Genomic DNA, 19,640 nt, shown 5'->3' on the forward strand with positions numbered 1-19,640 from the left:
AACGAACAGTTTGCAGTAACCAATACTTCATCCCGATTGATAAATCTCAAATTCAAAAATTCCAAACTCCAAATTCCGAAAAACTCAAAGATCTAAAATCTATCATCATTAAGCCTCAATCCAAAGAAGTGTATATTTACCACAATGCTTAGCGCGTTTAGAACACATATCGAACAAAATTTCTCTCAACTACTAGAGAAAGAGGTCATTATTGCGATTAGCGGAGGATTAGACAGCGTAGTCTTAGCACATTTATGTAAAGAAGCCGGAGTTGAGGTTGCGTTGGCACATTGTAACTTTCGCTTACGCGGAAAAGAGAGCGACGAGGATGAAGCATTCGCTAGAGGACTGGCTCAAGAACTCAACCTGAACATTTATACCAAGGGATTTGACACTAAGGCATATGCTGAAGCGCACCAGCTTTCAACCCAAATGGCCGCCCGAAAACTGCGTTACGAATGGTTTGATCAACTGGCTCAAGAAATTCAGGCCTCGTTTATTCTCACCGCGCATCACGCGAATGATGACCTGGAGACATTTTTAATCAATCTGTCCCGGGGCACAGGTTTAACCGGGCTAACCGGAATACCTGCACAGCGAGAAATGATCTTGCGCCCTTTGCTGCCTTTTTCACGTAAAGAGATTCTTAGCTACGCAAAAGCACAGGGATTTAGCTGGAGAGAAGACAGCAGCAACGCCAGTGATGATTACCTCAGAAATAAGATTCGGCATCAGGTGATTCCGCCCTTGGATCAAGCTGCTGAGGGGATTATTCCGGCATTTCAAAAGACCAAAGAATATGTAGGCGAGGCTTCGGCTTTACTGGGAGATTATATAAAGCAGGTAAGAACCCTAGTTGTCACCGGGAAGGGTGATGAACTTAGTGTGGATATCCTTCGGCTTCAGAAATTTCCAAATTACGAAAGCCTTTTATTTGAGTTGTTAAAAAGCCTTCAGCCTTCAAAAAAAGATTTGCTGCAATTATTACACGCGCAATCCGGAAAATACATCGTAACACCTACCCATAAAATTTTAAAAAATCGGGGAACGCTGATTGCACTACCACGCTCCAGAACCACCTATTACAGCACTCACATTACAAGAGAACAGGTAGAAGAGGGACGTTTTAATCTTCCGGTAGGTTATTTGACCTTCAATACGTGTATAGAACGACTGGATGAGGGCAGTAATGTGGCGTATTTCCCACTAATAAAGCTAAGTTTTCCGCTTACATTAAGTGGTTGGCAGCAGGGAGATTATTTTTATCCGTTAGGGATGAATGGAACCCAAAAATTGAGCGACTTTTTTATCAATCAAAAGTTATCTTTGTGGGAAAAGCAAGAAGTACTCATTCTACGCAGTGCAGAAGATATCATTTGGGTGGTGAATCACCGCACAGATGAGCGGTATAAGGTAACCGCTAAGGATACGGAGTTGCTTAGAATGAGCTATCACGTTGAATAGCTTTTTGTTATGGATTAAATCAATGAAACACACATCTTTATATTTTATACTCTTTAGTTTAACTGCCTCACTCACATTTGCTCAGTTTGGATTTGATGATCAGGTGTTAGAGCCACTTACTTGGGAGGCATCCTTAAAAAAAATTGACGATACCACCGCAGAGGCTGTTTTTACAGCTACAATGGATGATGGATGGCACTTGCCGTCTCAGCAGCCTGTGGGTGGAGATGGGATAGGTCCCACACCAACCCAGTTCACTTTTACAGATGTGGATGGTATTCAACGTGTTGGAAAGGTGGTGGAGCCAACAGGAATAACCAAATACGATGAGGTGTTTGAAAAAGAACTCATCTATTTTGAAGGTGAAGTTTCCTTTATCCAACGCCTCAAGATAACTGACCCCAAGGCAATTTTAAATGTTGAGGTCTTATTTTCGGTCTGTGATGACATGCGCTGTCTACCCCCAGAGATTAAATCATTCTCTTTGTCACTTTTAGGTAAGCAATCCTCCCAACCCGAAGCTCTGGATGAACAGGATAAATTGAAGGCAAATGGATTGCTCATAGACCTAAAGCAAACCGACCAATTTAAGATTGAAGAGGTCAAGGAAGAAAGTTATTTATCCATTTTCTTGTTAGGATTTGTCGGCGGACTCATCGCCTTGCTCACGCCCTGTGTGTTTCCTATGATTCCGCTTACGGTATCTTTCTTTACCAAAAGTGCCGATGGCAAAGGAAAAGGACTATTTAATGCAATGATGTATGGCTTTTTTATTTTGTTGATATACGTACTGCTGAGTGTTCCGTTTCACGTGTTAGACTCAGTTAACCCTGAGTTTTTAAATACCATTTCAACCAATGTTACCTTAAACATCGTGTTCTTTTTGGTGTTTATCTTTTTTGCATTTTCATTCTTTGGGTATTATGAAATCACTTTACCCGCATCTTGGAGTGCAAAAATGGATGCACAAGCCAGCAGTGTTGGCGGAGTCATCGGGATCTTCTTCATGGCGTTGACCTTAGCATTAGTATCCTTTTCATGTACCGGTCCTATTTTAGGGAGTTTACTGGGTGGTTCACTTACCACAGATGGTGGTGCATGGCAGCTTACTGCCGGGATGGGAGGTTTTGGATTAGCGTTAGCCTTACCTTTTGCTTTGTTTGCGTTATTTCCCAACTGGTTGAATAATTTACCCAAAAGCGGTGGCTGGCTAAACACCGTAAAAGTTGTTTTAGGCTTTATCGAATTAGGACTTGCCTTTAAGTTTTTATCCAACGCAGATTTGGTTGAACATTGGGGCCTGCTTAAGCGCGAAATTTTTATCGGTATCTGGTTACTGGTTGGTATAGGATTGATGCTGTATTTGTTTGGGGTGATTCGCTTTCCGCATGATGATAAAACGGCTAAAATTAAAGCTCCCCGAAAAGTACTGGGTGTCTTTACGTTGATGTTTGTGATCTATTTAGTGCCCGGTTTATCGAATACGGTTTACGCTAATTTGAAATTGTTGAGTGGTTTTCCGCCTCCGCTGTTTTATAGTGTCTACGATAAAGACGCCAGCGGTCCGTTGGGACTAAAAGCGTATAAAGATTTTGACAAAGGCTTAGCGGCAGCCAAAGAAGCTAATAAACCCATTTTGCTGGATTTTACCGGTTGGGCCTGTGTGAATTGTCGTAAAATGGAAGAGCAGGTATGGAGTGTACCACAAGTCTATGAAACGATTAAGAATAATTATATCTTGATTTCACTTTATGTAGATGATCGTGAAGAATTACCCCAAGAGGATCGGTTTAGCGTGAAGCGATCCAATGGTAGCATCAAAGAAATCCGCACCATTGGAGACCAATGGGCCACATTTCAAACGCTGAATTTTAAAAATAATTCTCAGCCATACTATGTCTTGCTTTCTCCTGATCTGGGACTGCTCAACACCCCAAAAGGCTATACGCCAAATGCGCAGGAGTTTTTGGAGTGGCTTAAAGTAGGGTCATTGAGCAATTGACATTCATTATTTGGGTGTTAAAGTTAAGAATTTCCTAACGTTAAAATTTTGCTAAAGCACCTTTTAACGATACATTTGCTTTCTAAACCGTTGGCTATTGAAAAAAGCTTTACTCAGCTTATTGTCGCTTTCTTCTATTAGTTTCTTTGCTCAGGATTTAACTCAAATCGGTAAGGCTGATCTCTTTACGCTTAGTGGCGGAATAAACGCAAATACCATCTTTTACGATGGAACTGCACTACGAGATCCTTTCACTTACATTTTAAGTGGTAATTTAAATGCCAATATTAGCGGGATTTATAACATTCCGATTTCATTTTCGTATTCTAATCAGGATTTTGAATATAGTCAGCCCTTTAAATTCAATCGGTTAAGCATTCATCCATCCTACAAATGGGTCACGGCTCATATTGGAGATGTAGCAAGTTCATTCTCACCTTACACGGTGAATGGACATCAATACACCGGATTGGGAGTGGACATTACCCCAAATAAACCCTATAAGATTAGCGCCTTTGGCGGAAGACTAATTAGAGCCCTGGAATATGATGAGGAGCGACCGGATCAATTACCCGCTTATCGCAGAATGGGCTACGGAATCAAATCCTCCTATCAATTCAAAAAAGCGAATGTAGGTCTTACGATTTTTGGTGCTAAAGATGATGAGAGTTCTTTAAATCAACCCGTGCCTGATGAAACCGGAATCACACCAAAAGAAAATCTGGTAGTGAGTCTGGATGGAGGAATCACGCTTTTTGATAAAGCTGTATTGGGAGCAGAATTTGCTACCTCTGCGGTGACTCAAAACCTTAATGCTGCAGATGCTGAGGGAAACATTGGCGCACTGGGATTTGCCTTTGATGAAAAGACCACCACAAATTACTACAATGCCTTTAATGTGCGTTTGGATTATGCGATCCTAAAGGGGACCATTGGTGCAGGTTACGAACGCATCGACCCAGGCTACAATACGTTTGGCGCGTATTTTTTTAATAATGACCTGGAGAACATCACCGTTAATGCAACGCAAACTCTTTTTAAAGATAAATTGAGTCTAGGCGTAAATGCGGGACTGCAAAAGGATAATTTGGATAACAAAAAAAGCAGTCAGCAGGAGCGTACAGTCGTTGCGGTGAATGCAAATCTAACTGCCTCAGAGCGATTATCGCTTTCAGGATCCTATTCAAACTTTCAAAGTTTTACTAATATCCGTAGTCAGTTTGACTACATCAATCAGGTCACTGCCGTGGATAATTTGGATTCACTCAATTTTAGGCAGCTTACGCAAAACGCTAATCTGGCGGCTAATTACAGGCTGTCTAAGAACGAAAAAAAGCCCCAAACCATAAATGTAAATCTTTCGTATCAAGATACGCAGGACATTCAAGAAGAAGAATTCAATCAGTTTGAAACGACCATCAACACAAATGAATTTTTCAATGGAGCGACCTCTTATACGCTGGGATTCACTGATCTCGCACTAAGTGTTTCTGCCGCTTATAACGCGACTATTACCAGTGCGGCAGAGGTAGAGACCCTCACTATGGGACCAAGTCTTGCAGTCAACAAACAGTTTTTTGAGAAAAAATTACGTAGTTCTCTCTCAAGTTCCTACAACACCTCCAGCCAAGATGAAGAACAGCAATCCCGGATTCTCAACTTTAGACTTAATGCAGGATATACTTGGCTTGAAAAGCATCAATTTAATTTGAGTATACTTTCCCTGTTTAGAAATACCCCAACTGCAGACAATACTGATTTTACCGCGACGTTGGGATACAGCTATGCATTTACCACAGCCAAAAAGAAGGATGCGACTAAAGACAGAGCTGGCTTCAATCGAAACACTGCACTAAGTTTGATTAAAGTACGCTATAGAGATAATGTATATGAAGGGAATGCGCAAGAAGTCTTGGATCAAATTAAACCGGCTTATCTTCAGGTAGCTGATATTGCCGGGAAAACCCAACTTGAACAGATTGATAAGCTAGCCAATGATTTGTTGTTGCTTCAGTTTGAAGAAGATGCGATACTACGGGATAAGGTGATCGATTACTTAGATGCGTTGTATGCTGAAGCAGATTTTAATGTGTATTATAATGAAGTTTTAGCTGAGGCCGGTCGTGAACTACGTAATGATGGTCGACGTCTATCTGGCGGAATTACCACACGATATCTTTCGGCGAAGACCGAAATAGAAAACACGCCTTTTGAAGGAATTGATCCAGAGGAAGTTGCCGATAAAAATTCCGGTGATTTTGAAGAATATTCAAAAAAATATGTTAAGTTTAGACTAGCTGAAAAACAGTACAACGCCCATATGCAAATGATGGACGATCTGGCACTGATAAAAAATGCTGAATCATTCGTAAAAATTCCTGAGTTACGACAATTTAGAGATCAACAAGAGCAGCAGGTAAGGGAGCTTTACCTGGCAAATGAAGAAAGAGAAAATTTAAAGGATCTGTTACTGGAGGGAATGATTGACTACTTCCAAAAAAACAATTAACTGCATGAAAAGACATTTACTCACCCTCATTTTATTTCTTTTTGCTCTAGGTTCAGGTATTGCGCAAACTTTTCCTGTGCAGTTAAATCCTGTTGCTTTCCCTCCGCATCCGGTGTATCTCAATGATTATGCAGACCAGGCAGCGACTTTTGAGAAGCTTCAACTACAAATTATTCTTTCAGATTTAACCGTCGAAAATAGAAACGTGCGACTTAAGGTATATGTAGAAGGAGAGGGAATAAACGCTTCTAGTAAAGATGTGGTCGTTGGCGCACCGGCGCTGTTTTTGGATGGGGGCATTCCGCTTCAGTTAAATTCGGTTGATCTGGCACCCTATTTTGAATTTCAAAATTTACAGGGGATCACCCAAACAGCTTATGCACAATCGTTGCCCGAAGGGATTTATAACTTTTGTTATGAGATCTATGATGTCATTAGTGCAGAACGTCTATCACAAAAAAGCTGTAGTTCTTTTATCTTATTTCAAAATGATCCTCCGCTGCTTAATCTTCCGCTTAATGAGGCCATCATCAATGAGATGAATCCTACCAACATCAACTTTACCTGGACACCACGTCACATCAATGTGACCAACGTACAATATGAATTTACCATGGTAGAGATCTGGGATGAGAATATGGATCCCCAGGCATTGTTTTTAGGCTCTCAACCCTTTTATCAAACTATAACCAGCCAAACCTCCTTATTATACGGCCCGGCAGAGCCTTTACTCCTCACCGGGAAACGCTATGCCTGGCGGGTACGTGCTTTTGCGACTCAAGGCAATGAAGAAATAGGTGTATTTACCAATAATGGGTTTAGTGAAATCTATTGGTTTGATTACCCGATGGATTGTGGAGCACCTGCCTTTTTAAGTACAGATGAGTTGAGTGATACCTTTGCTAAGGTAAGCTGGCAGGGCGATTTATCGCACCTGGATTATACGGTGATGTATCGGGAAAAAAACGCCAATTCTGATTGGTATGAGTTGGAGACTCCGCGGGATTATCTCCAGATCAATAACCTTGCACCAGAGACTACCTATGAATATAAAATTCGCGGGAATTGCCAGTTTAATAGTTACGGCGAATCACCTATGGCAGAATTCACTACGCTGGATGAGTCTGCATCAGCCTATCAGGGGTGTAACATTGAACCCGATCCTGTAGATTTATCGAATCAGGATCTACTGCAAGAGCTATTTATTAATGATGTTTTTACCGCGGGTGACTTCCCGGTGACGGTATTAGAAGTTACTAGTGGAAATGCACCTTTTAGCGGTGGTGGATTCATTAACGTGCCCTATTTACTGGATACCAAGATAGCCGTTGTTTTTAATGGAATTCAGATTAATACCGATATGCAACTGGTTTCTGGGGTGGTAGAAACGACCTACGATGCAGACTGGGGCAATATTGATTTCTTAGAAGACTTTACCGAAATATTTGAGGGAGCCAATGATCTGGATGTTATCGAACTTGATTTTGACATCACTACTGATAATATTGAAGTCAATGACGATGGAACAATTACGATTACCGATCCAGATACGGGAATCACTGTGAACTACCCTGGTGGTGACGATGTGACAATTACCGATGCCAGCGGGGATGTTTTTAACGTGTCTAGTGACGGGACCATTACAGAAGGAGGCCAAGTGGGAGAAGGCGGACCAATAGATACCAGCACATTACCCGGATTTACAGGAGGGCAATTAACCCAGTTATCAGCACAAGGTATTAAAGTCGTATTTCAAGATGCAACCACCTATACCTATGGTTACGATGCAAAGCCTAATGTTGCAGGAGTGGACGATTTATACGAAGAAATCTTAGATGCATCCGGCAATCCGTATGGTATCGTAAACAAGGCCGTGCAACTTTCTGGGATTGATGCGATCAATGCTCAAATCATTACAAATGATGACGCTTTAAAAGATCAGCTGGTATTTAAAACTGAACAAGGTGCAGAAATCGAAAAGACAATCACGAATGATATCGCTACCCTTACGCTAAACGGTCAATTTGAATTTGAATCGCAGCGTATTTATGCTACGCTACAACCCCAGGATTCAACAGATGCGAATCAAACTCAGACCATCGCCGGTGCGTTTGATTTATGGCACCTGGCACAGCGCGATGTAAATCTTACCGTGGTCGCGATTAACGGAGCCACAATTCCTGATAATTTGAATGCGGTATTGAACGATCAGGTGTTTAAAAAAGCAGCAGTTCAATTTAACATCACAGAAACCACCTTCAATTTAGATCCAGCTACGTATGGAGGAGATACAGTACAAATAGGAGAGAGTGGTGCATTTGCGAATTATACAGATGATCAACGCAATATCATAAATGCATATAAAGCTGAAAACTATGATCCCGATCAGTATTATATTTTCTTATTCGATCAAAATATTGCACCCAGCAGGTCAGTAGGTGGATTTATGCCCTTAGGCAGGCAATTTGGTTTTGTATTTAGTACGGTAGACTCACCCGAAGAAGGCAAGAACAGCATTGCCGGTACTATCGCTCATGAAGTTGGTCATGGAGTCTTCGCTTTAGAACATCCTTTCACCCAATTAGGAACTCCGCAGGGTTCAACCAATTGGTTGATGGATTATGGCAGCGGACTGGAATTAAATCACCTGGATTGGGCTAAAATTCATGATCCAGGTCTACAGTTTTATTTATTTCAAGATGATGAGGATGGAGAGAGTGCAGTAATTCTAAGTGAATTACCTGATGAGTTAGGAATTACATTTGAAGAAGAAGTTTACTATCCATTCTGGACACCATCAAATAAAAAGTTTTTATTAAAGAAGTCTGATTTTATAAAACCTATATTTTATTATGGAATTTATGACGACAGGCATGAAAAAGTAAATCCAGGATCACTTACAGGTTTTACTTTAGTCACGCAGAGTGACTCTATTTCTTATAGAGCAAATTTTTCCTCTACAGGAGAAGTATTTAATGGATATAAATTAGTTGGAGGAGATGATTTCTATACTCCGGAATCATATAATAATACCATAACAACAGATAAGCTTACTATTGGTTATCCTTCACCCATATCAGGCTCTGCTGGCTACATAGTTGCTAAGCATATAAATGATATACAAAGTTTCTCTGCCGTGTCAGAGAATGTTGTAGAAACCAATACACTTTCTTTCTTTCCAAATTTCTCAAATCAAGTATTTGCGAAGGAATATTCTGATCAATTGCTAATCGGAGATTCACAAACTTCAATCACATCACTATATAGAAATACAATTAACGGGCATCAAAATTCTGAAGAATATCTTTTACTACTAAAAATAGCGGAATGGAGAAATCGTTTTCCGGAGACGTTTGAACTATTCACTACCACTTTTGATGATTGGGATACCAATAACCTTGTTAAATCAATAAATATTCCTCCTACACAATATAGCCCCGGTTCATATGAATATTTTGGAGATTGGAATGCGAGAATGTCCGAGAATAATAATGAACTATTTAATCAATGGTCATCAGGTGATAAGGTTTTGTTTTATCAAACTTTTTTACAAGAGTTTGTCGTTTATGCAAAGAATCAAGCACAAGCTACACAAGATTGTCTTTCAAACTTTGATAGTGATAATTCCATAAGTGCAACGGAACTATTGCATTGTCTTAAATTTGCTAGTGAGGATCAAATAAGAAATGACATTAGTTATGATGGCAGGATGAATGCTATCAAGAAACTAATATCCCAATTTTGGACAGATGGTAGAAGTGAAGAAGCAATTAACAAACTAATTAAACATGTTCCTCAAAACTTTGATTCTAATCAATTTATTTTAGATCTTGAAAATACGTGCGAAGTTACCTTGCAGATTAAAGGTTCAGGAAACTACGGTAATAATGTAGAGTCTAAATTAGTATGTCTTTGGGAGGTATTATTCGAAAGTATCGATGATGGTACGTTTCTTTTTTCCGGAGATAACAGGAAAGAGTTGATCACACTTTTACTGAATCAATACTATAAGACCATTTGGTTCTCAGATGATTTAGCTGCATATCAAAGTGATCTATTGAATTTTGAAATTGAGGCTACTCAAAATTTAAGTTACCAATACGGGTATCAGAATATATTTAGGAGACTTTGGACAGATGTGAAATTTGGATTTACCCATATGTATACAAATCCAAATGATTTTTACTCTTCAATTGACACTAGTGTTGATCTGGATAATGCCAATATCATAGCAGAGCAAACAGTAAAGACAGGGATATTCTTGTCCAATACAAACTTCATCAATTCTCATAAGCCATTTGATTTGGTTATGATAACTAATTTATCAAATCAAGACTTGCTTAAAGATTTTACTCTTACTGATGATTCTGGATTGCCTATAGCAGTTCCGGCCCCGGCATTACTACTACATTATATGAGCAGAGTAGGAGATCTTGAGACTCAAGGAGATTTGTTGCAGACTGGTGTTGATGTGGTTTCCCTGGTCATCCCTGGTGGTCAATTAGCACAACTTAGCAAAATAGGAAAAGTTATTTATTATGCTGATAAGATAAGTTCAGTAACCAGTATTGCAGGGAGTGCGTTTAGAGATGACATACCAGAGTTGGCAGATTTATTTAATAAGGTAAGTTTAGCTACGGGAGTAGTGAGTATTACCGATTTTGCAATTTCAAGCAAACTAAAAAATTTAAGAGATTTAGACGCCTTAAATCGAACTCCAACTCAAATTGCTAATCAAACCGATCAGGTTGCAACCGAAATAAATCAATTACAAAACACATTAGACAACGATGGCGATAATCTGCTAAGTTATGCTTCTCATAGTGAAATCGGAGCAACTAAGGAATTATTAGAGAGGGATCGTCTCACCTTGGATGAAATGGGACACCTAGATAGTGGTAAAAGGCAAAATATCGATTTGGCAATTTCTCATTTAACTGCCAGATTAAATGACGTAGAAAATTATTTTACATCCACCTATCCAACAATTATAGCTAGAATTAATGATGATGTGTTGTTGTCACGATTTATTTCTGATTTTGGTCAACATCCCGATAAACTAGATGAAATCTTAGATAATTTAGATTTGGTAGATGCATGGAAAGTCTGCTACGTCGCTAATGTTGTCGACACACTGAGTATTGATATAAATTTTCTTCAGATTTTATCAAATCAGATAATTGATGGATCTTATTCCATGAATTCCATAGAAGATTTTATGAGAATTTCAAATGTAGATTATTCATATTCTAGGCTCAATTCTGACGAACTCTTTCTATTAACACCTGAAATATCAGAAATTGAAACAATATCAATTCATCGATATACTAAATCCTCTTTTGATCTAAATGGTAATTTTTATAGTGGAAATCCAAACTCAATAGATTTAGCTTGGGCTGAAATTCTTGATAACGCAATAGATAAATTACAGGATACAAGGAAATATGAGGGATCAGTCTTTCGGGGACAGAATCTTGATGCATCTTTAGTTCAGTCTAAATATATTGAGCCTTATAATTTAGCACAATCCAATGGAAGCACTGCAATAGTAACTGAAACTGGCTATCTTTCCACAAGTAGTAATACAGAAGTAGCAAATAATTTTATAGATCAATTTTATAATCCAGATAAACTGCAGGTTAAGTTTATTATAAACTCTAAAACGGGAGTGGATATAGATGATATATCAGACTACGGAAAAAACTTATGTAATACTAATCCAAATTGTAATTTTATTCAAGATGAAGTAATCATTAAGAAGGGGCTGAACTTTGAGGTGATTAATGTGTACGATGAGTTAATCGATGGACGAATTGTGAAGATTATAAGAATGAATGAACTTTAAGCGAACATGAAATTTACAAGAAAACTTAATTATGAAGAGATAAAAGCTTTATCAATTGAAGACGATAGATTGTATCATAGATGGCTTCAGGAAGAACAAAGGAAGACTGAAAAAGCGAAAAGACAAAACTGGACATTTGAAGATTGGAAAGCTGAGGCCTTTACATTTAACAATTTTGCTGCCGCACGAAGAGATTTTTTCTTAGAAGAAGAAAGAATTGCTGAATTAGTTAAGAGTAGAGTTGGAGATAAGAAAGAGAAATTCACTTTTTTTTCTCAAACAGAATCGCCTTTTTCAGAGAGTTATAATTCTGTTTTTATAGGTCCAATTTATATGTGGGAAAACAAGTTTTATAAAAAATTATTGGAAGAGGGTTTTCCAGAGAAACAAAAATTCATATCAATTGAACAATGGATGATGTATTGTAAAGCAATGGTATTTTTGGATTTAGAGACTGCAGATTATATTATGAAAACTAATGACCCCAACGAAATAAAAAATCTTGGATTAAAGGTTAAAAAATTTAATGAAAATACCTGGAAAGTTTACCGATGGCGATTCGTTTACCAAGGAAACAAATACAAATTTACTCAAAATGACGATTTGAATAATTTTCTTAGCAAAACAAATGGAACAACATTAGTTAATGCTTCTCCTCAAGATAAGATTTGGGGGATAGGATTAGAACACTTTAATGAAAAAGCTAAGAAAAGATCCAATTGGGAAGGAATGAATTTATTAGGTGAAATACTGACAGAATTAAGAATCAATTTGATGGGAGAGTATTAATTTTCGATCTAAGATGCTTATATTCTTACGATAATTCATGACCAAACAATCTCAACACCACGTTGACTATGAAAAAAAACTACTTCTTACTCATTCTGTTCTTTAGTTTAGGTGTAAATCTTAGTGCCTCAACAGACAAAGATTCTACGCAGGTAAGCATTCCCAAGCATGCAGAGCATTTGGCTATCCTTAAAGATCAGTTTAAGGGGATCAACTTGGAACGAAGGCGTGTACTGTTAAGTCCGGCGCCTCAAACTAGAACTTTTTCTTCTTTTGATGATCAACTACTCAATTCCTACTTAAAGCGTACCCAACGTACTCAAGAATTTAGTGATGAATATTTAGAACGTATAGCAGCAGTAGATACTACGGTGAATGAGTTTTTAGCTAAAGCAGTAGGAACCTTTGATGAGTTGGAGAATAATCAAAACTGGATTGAAACCTTACAACCTAGTGATTTAGTAGAATTACCTGTAGGCGTGCGGCAAACCATCAATAATGTCCAGTATATGATGGGAATCAGTGGCGCAACTTTTACTCCGGAGTATACAGAACTTACTGTGTTCTTTAAAATGATCTTGCCCCAACAAGACGCTGCGGGGAATCAAAAGCAATTCTTTTTTGGCGCAACGGGTATTCGTTTATCCCACACCGGTGGACTGATTGGTGATGCTACTTTAGCTTTACTTGGTGATGTCCCGTTTAGAATTAATGGTGGAAACGGACTGGTCATTGTAAAAGGTGGATTTGAAATGGCAACGGGAGAGGTTAATGACCGCACCTATGTAAAAGTAGATTGTGATGGTTTCAAAGAATTGGGACTCCAAGCAGAAGTAGAGTTTCCACGATCCATGCTGGTTCCTTTAAAACCAGATTATACGGTTGAAACTGATACTACAAAACGAGTTAAAGGTGAGTTTAGTACCACAGCAAGCGACTGGAATGATATTTTGGTGAATGTTTCTATTCCACGATTTGCGCTGGCCAGTTGGCAAGATGGTCTTGCGTTTGATCTAAATACGGCTGTACTGGATTTTAGTGATTTAAGAAATGATCCTCAGGTACAATGGCCCCAAGATTACAGTCAGTATCTGGTGCCCGGTAACGAAGAATTATGGCGGGGAGTGTATGTAAGTTCACTTACCGTGGCGTTACCTGAGCAATTTAAACGAAAGGGCAGTACAGAACGCATTACGTTTCAGGCTGTAAACCTCTTAATCGATGGGATGGGCGTTTCGGGAGAATTTTCAGTGAATAATGTCTTACCACTTAATGAAGGAGATGCTTCAAAATGGCAGTTTTCACTGGATCGTATCGAAGCCACCTTTGTAGCTAATAATTTAACGGGGGCAGAACTTAGGGGCGGGATCGTCCTGCCTATTTCTAAAGAGGTGGATGCTGATCAGGCGCAAGCCTTTGCGCAGACCCAGCAAAATCCTGACGGCAACGGCAATAACGGCGATGGGAATGGTGATGATGATCAAGACGCCGGTGGCTTTGCGATGGCCTATGTGGGTATCGTAAATCCAGCCAACAATGAATACGTTTTTACAGCAACCACTCAATCTCAACTTAAATTTGATGTCTGGAAAGCTACTGCGACCATAGAACCTAATTCTTCCATTGAGCTTACTGTACAAGATGGGAAATTTAGACCGGTAGCCACAATTCATGGAAGCATGGGAATCTATGCTGATGCCAGTGAACCTTCTGAAGCTACAGGAGATGGAAATAATGACGGGAATAACAATGATCCCAACACAACTCCAGATGATGAAAAAACAGTTCAGTTTACGGGCGTTACGTTTCAAAGTTTAGTCTTACAGACTGAAACACCTTACGTAAGCGTAGGATCTATGGGATATGATGGTACCGTAAGCCTGGCAAAATTCCCTATCACTATTTCAGATATTGATCTTACGACCACAAATAATACGGCGACCTTAGGATTTACCATTGCGGTTAATTTTATGGGGGATACCAGTGGATTTAGCGGAGATACCACCTTAGGTATCGAAGGTAAGTTTGAAGAAGATGACGGCATCCAGAAATGGAAGTTTGATAAAATCACCGTAGATGAGATCAATGTCTTGGTAGACTTAGGCGCAACCGAATTTGCAGGAAGCGTTACATTTTTAGATGATGATCCTATTTATGGGGACGGCTTTCAGGGGTCGTTAAGTGCTAAGTTTAAAACCTTAGGTTCTAATCCCTTAGAAATTACAGCCAATGCTATGTTTGGGAAAACAGGCTTTAGGTATTGGTATGTTGATGCACTGGCAGATGGTCTAAATATCAATACCGGGGGAGCCTTTAAAATCAAAGGATTTGGAGGTGGAGCCTATTATAAAATGGAGAAAGTTGGTTTTAGTTCTAATTTCACAGCTTCTGGTGCAGATTACCAACCTAATGAAGATTCAGGTTTAGGGATCAAAGCCATGATTCTATTTGCCAATGCAGCAAATGATAATGTTTTTCACGGTGGAGCAGGTTTTGAAGTAGCTTTTAATAGTACTGGAGGATTGAATAGAGTAAGCATCTATGGTGAAGGACATGTCATGCAGGATTTTAGTTTTGATAATCCTGCTGCGCAAATACAGGATAAACTGGAAAGTGTTGTCATGACAGAAATGGGAATGAATCAAACTACCCTGGATTACTTAAAGGACACAAATCTTATTGAGGTTTCTAAACAGGTGTATCCCGATGAAGTTTCAGGTCAGGTAGGAATCAACGCCTATGCTGCGATTGAATATAATTTTACCACAAGTACTTTGCATGGAACATTTGATTTGTACGTTGACGCAGCGGGAGGTTTGATAAAAGGTAGAGCTAGTGGGAATCGTGCAGGTTGGGCCGTACTCCATTTTGAACCAGGGAGTTGGTATATTCACATGGGTACACCAACAGATCGTTTAGGTCTTAGGGTAGGGATAGGTAGTTTTAGCCTAGAATCCGGCGGTTACTTTATGATTGGAGATAACATACCGGCAAGTCCACCCCCGCCACCAATCGTTGCTGATCTGTTAGGAGTAGATGCTGATGTATTGGATTATATGCGGGATGAAAATATGTTAGGTGATGGTCGTGGTCTTGCCTTTGGGCAGGATTTTGCGTTAGATACAGGAGATTTAACTTTCCTTGTTTTCTACGCACGCTTTCAGGTAGGTGCAGGCTTCGATATTATGGTCAAGGATTATGGGGATGCCGCCTGTCAAGGTAGTGGACAAATAGGGATTGATGGCTGGTACGCCAACGGGCAGGCCTACGCCTATTTACAAGGTGAACTTGGGATTAAAATTAAATTACTTTTTGTTAGAAAGAAAATTCCAATTATCAGCGCAGGTGCTGCCATGCTTATGCAGGCAAAATTGCCTAACCCAACCTGGTTTAGAGGCTATGTGGGTGGACAATTTAATTTGCTGGGTGGTTTAGTAAAAGGAAGTTTTAATTTCAAAATTGAGCTGGGAGAGGAGTGTGAATTAATTAATGGCGGGCCATTAGATGGTCTTAAAGTCATTGCCGATATTCAACCTAATGATGGAGTGGGAGATGTGGATGTCTTTTCTATTCCACAGGTAGGATTCAATATGCAATTGAATAATGCGTTTCAATTAGATGATGAAGATACAGGTCAAACCCAAACCTACCGTATTACCTTAAACGAGTTTAAACTACTGGATGCAGGTAATGAGATTGAGGGAGAAATGACCTGGAATGATGACAATAACTTAGTAACGTTTAGGTCCACGGATGTTTTACCACCAACCACAGATATCGAACTAAGGGTTTCGGTAATTTTTGAGAAGTACAGTGGCGGAAGCTGGCAAGTCTATACCGAAAACGGGGAAGAGTTCATCGAAGAAGAAATACGAAACTTTACTACAGGTGAGGCACCAGATTATATTCCTGAAAGTAATATCGCTTATTGTTATCCCGTCTTGGATCAAAAATACATGTATCCAAATGAGACTAATCAGGCATACATTAAATTATTACAAGGACAAGATTACCTCTTTGACTTGGAAGACGGTTGGTCACAAGTGACTTATTATACGACAACTACTACAGTTGAAGAAGGTGCGATCACTTATAATTCTGCCGATAACATAGTCATGATGGGGATTCCTACGCTGGAGACTTCACAAGCCTATGCCATGACATTGGCTACGCTACCACCTGGATCTGACCCCATGGATAATGTAACCACTTCGTACGATACGGTAGATATTGGAGAAGACCAAAATGTTGAAGTGCAACAAATTGAATTAGACGATCTACTCACCAATGCAGATGCCATTCAAATGTTAGCGTATAACTTTTCCACCAGTCAATACACTACGTTCGCGAATAAGCTAGCAGCAAAAGCAGTTACAGCTCCTATCATAGATATCATTCAGTCTAATATTCATGCGTTAGAGATCCAGCATGCAACAACTGAGCCTTTTGATCTGGTAGAAATTTTAGGAAATCAATATACAAACGATGAGCCGCTTATTTCTATTGAAGCCAGTCTGGATGACACGTATTACCAAAATGAGGTATACCCGTTGATTTATGAGGGTTATCCAATCAATGGTTTTACAACGAATCGTGACGTATCTATTATGGGAATACCACCTGTTAAAGCCGTGGAGATGTTAACCTGGTACATCACGTATCTGGAAAATGATCCCAATTTTAATTTGCTGAGCATACGTTTCCCATATCGCTATAATCTTCCGCTATATTATGAAGAAGATTTTGTGGACATACGATATAAAATTACGAATGCCTATTTAAATGATCCCGTGCAATATCAACAGCAAATACAACAGTTTGATTATATCATTAACGGTGTTTTTCCGTACCTAAAACAAGGGAATTATAATATTGATATCTCGTACCAATTGCCGGGTACACAAGATGGAAATACTAGTACTTATACTTTTAATAAGCCTAATTAATGAAAAGGTTTAATCTATATATACTTTTAGCAATACTAAGCTTTTCCAGCTATGCACAGGTCCAGGTGGATTCTGTTGGATTACCTGTTGCAGAGATTAAAGTAACTGCCAGACCTATGCAAGATAGGATCATGATTCGCTGGGCACCCACTACTCCTATTGCCTGGAAAAAATTGAATGGTTTTGGATATACTATTGAACGCTATACGATTTCCAGAGACGGCACATCTCTGGATACACCGGTCAAACAAATTTTGACCCCTAATCCTATTCGTCCGCAGGGATTAGACGAATGGATGACGATTATTGAAGAAAATGATAATGCTGCTATTGTTGCACAGGCGCTATATGGCGAAGATTTTGAAGTTACTGGAGGGAGTCAAATTGAACGTTTGGTAGCGTTATCCCAAGGTTTACAACAGCGGTATACGTTTACATTGTATACAGTAGAACAGGATTTTGAAGTTGCAAGAATGGCAGGATTGGGTTATGTTGATCGTACCGCAGTTCCTACTGAAAAGTATTTGTATCGTGTCATTTCTAAAGTGCCTAATAATGTGATGAGCATTCCTTACGGAGGGGTTTTCACAGGAATTTCTGAATATAAAGAACTCCCGAAGCCAGTGGATTTCGTAGGTGTATTTGGAGATCGTCAAACGATCTTAAGTTGGAATAGAAGTATTTCATCTAAATTTTACACCGCGTTTAACATAGAGCGATCTACTGACGGGGTTTCATTTAAGAAAATAAATCCAAGACCCTATAGTAATATTGAGAATCAAAGCGCAGGAAATAGAGCTACCCGTATCTTCTACTTGGATTCAATAAATAATGCAAATACATACTATTATAGAATACAGGGAATTTCAACCTTTGGTGAAAAGGGACCTTACTCTGATGTAGTAAGTGGAAGCGGAGAAGAAATTCTACAGTATGTTCCTCATCTTACGATCAAAGAGCTATTGAGTGATAATAAAGTAAAATTGACTTGGGAGTTTCCGGTTGAAGGGAATAATAAAATCAAGGGGTTTGAATTAAACAAATCTGACGGACGAGGAGAAACCATTAAAGTAGTAATTCGGGATATTTCACCATCTGCGCGGAGTGTGGAGTATGAAGGATTGGCAGCCTCAAATTATTTTACCATCTCAGCCATTGGAAAGAATAATAGCAACAGGACATCATTCCCAATACTGGTACAACCTGTAGATTCGATTCCTCCAGCAGTTCCTTCCGGTTTAAGGGGTAAAGTAGATAGTTTAGGCGTTGTTACACTTACGTGGAAGAAAAATACCGAAGAAGACTTTTTGGGCTACCGTATCTTTAAGGGATCGAACAAGAATGAAGAATTTAGCCAGATTACAGCCTCGCCTATTCAAGATAGTAGTTATGTAGATACAATTAACATAAACAACCTCAACCCAAATATTTTCTATACTGTAGCATCGGTCGATATGAGGTACAATACCTCTAAAGCTTCATCTATATTGGTGCTTGAAAAGCCTGATGTTATTCCGCCAACATCACCTGCATTTAAAACCTTTAAATCAGAAGATAACGGGATATCATTGAATTGGGCTAAAAGCTCCAGCAAAGATGCTATAGAAACGTTATTGTATAGAAAACAAAATGAAGAAAGTTCATGGAATTTGATCGCTACACTGCCTAATATTCAAGAACGTTTTGTGGATGTAGATATTGAAGAAGGAAATCTATACAGTTATACCATAGTTTCCAGAGATCAAAGTGGTTTAGAGTCGGTACCGTCACAACCCATTGTCATAAACCTTCCTAAGCTGGATGCATCTGGAGAAATTAAAGGTTTCTATGCCCAGGCCAACAGAAATCAACGGCACATCCAACTTAGTTGGCGATATAAAGGGGATCTTGATGAAGTTTCGGGCTTTACATTATACAAAGCAATCGCAGATAGTAAGTTAAGTATGCTGCGCGAACTACCTGCAGATTCAAAGTTAATTTATGACAACGGGATACGAGTAAATACTGCATATACCTATGCCATTCGTGCAAATTATAAGGATGGAAGATTGTCTAAGATGAAGCTAATAGAAGTTAAATATTGAT

At 39.1% G+C, this 19,640-nt stretch carries 7 protein-coding genes; all 7 read left to right on the plus strand.

Going from position 1 to position 19,640, the window contains the following annotated elements; translation table 11 throughout:
- The first annotated feature begins 144 nt into the window (after window positions 1–144).
- Complete coding sequence (gene tilS / locus ABD000_RS07425) at window positions 145–1,464, plus strand: tRNA lysidine(34) synthetase TilS (protein WP_343765432.1); 1,320 nt, start codon at window positions 145–147, stop codon at window positions 1,462–1,464.
- A 22-nt stretch (window positions 1,465–1,486) separates the two neighbouring features.
- Window positions 1,487–3,466, plus strand: a complete 1,980-nt coding sequence (locus ABD000_RS07430; RefSeq protein ID WP_343765435.1) for a protein-disulfide reductase DsbD family protein — start codon at window positions 1,487–1,489, stop codon at window positions 3,464–3,466.
- Between the two features lie 97 nt (window positions 3,467–3,563).
- Window positions 3,564–5,975: a TonB-dependent receptor gene (locus ABD000_RS07435; RefSeq protein WP_343765437.1), complete on the plus strand. Its 2,412-nt coding sequence runs from the start codon at window positions 3,564–3,566 to the stop codon at window positions 5,973–5,975.
- Window positions 5,976–5,979: 4 nt separating this feature from the next.
- Complete coding sequence (locus tag ABD000_RS07440; protein WP_343765443.1) at window positions 5,980–11,820, plus strand: hypothetical protein; 5,841 nt, start codon at window positions 5,980–5,982, stop codon at window positions 11,818–11,820.
- A gap of 6 nt (window positions 11,821–11,826) precedes the next feature.
- Complete coding sequence (gene ybiA, locus ABD000_RS07445; RefSeq protein ID WP_343765446.1) at window positions 11,827–12,609, plus strand: riboflavin biosynthesis intermediates N-glycosidase; 783 nt, start codon at window positions 11,827–11,829, stop codon at window positions 12,607–12,609.
- Between the two features lie 68 nt (window positions 12,610–12,677).
- Entirely contained in the window at window positions 12,678–17,555 is a 4,878-nt protein-coding gene (locus ABD000_RS07450) for a hypothetical protein (protein ID WP_343765451.1), read from the plus strand.
- Window positions 17,555–19,639, plus strand: a complete 2,085-nt coding sequence (locus ABD000_RS07455) for a fibronectin type III domain-containing protein (protein WP_343765454.1) — start codon at window positions 17,555–17,557, stop codon at window positions 19,637–19,639. The genes ABD000_RS07450 and ABD000_RS07455 overlap by 1 nt, the downstream gene beginning before the upstream one ends.
- Window position 19,640: the final 1 nt, after the last annotated feature.

The organism is Gangjinia marincola, from assembly GCF_039523415.1.
GTDB lineage: Bacteria > Bacteroidota > Bacteroidia > Flavobacteriales > Flavobacteriaceae > Gangjinia > Gangjinia marincola.

Excerpts from the sequence above, each read along its gene's own strand:
- tilS (WP_343765432.1), top strand. The coding sequence starts at position 145 with ATGCTTAGCGCGTTTAGAACACATATCGAACAAAATTTCTCTCAACTA.
- ABD000_RS07440 (WP_343765443.1), top strand. The coding sequence starts at position 5,980 with ATGAAAAGACATTTACTCACCCTCATTTTATTTCTTTTTGCTCTAGGT.
- ABD000_RS07430 (WP_343765435.1), top strand. The coding sequence starts at position 1,487 with ATGAAACACACATCTTTATATTTTATACTCTTTAGTTTAACTGCCTCA.
- ABD000_RS07455 (WP_343765454.1), top strand. The coding sequence starts at position 17,555 with ATGAAAAGGTTTAATCTATATATACTTTTAGCAATACTAAGCTTTTCC.
- ybiA (WP_343765446.1), top strand. The coding sequence starts at position 11,827 with ATGAAATTTACAAGAAAACTTAATTATGAAGAGATAAAAGCTTTATCA.
- ABD000_RS07450 (WP_343765451.1), top strand. The coding sequence starts at position 12,678 with ATGAAAAAAAACTACTTCTTACTCATTCTGTTCTTTAGTTTAGGTGTA.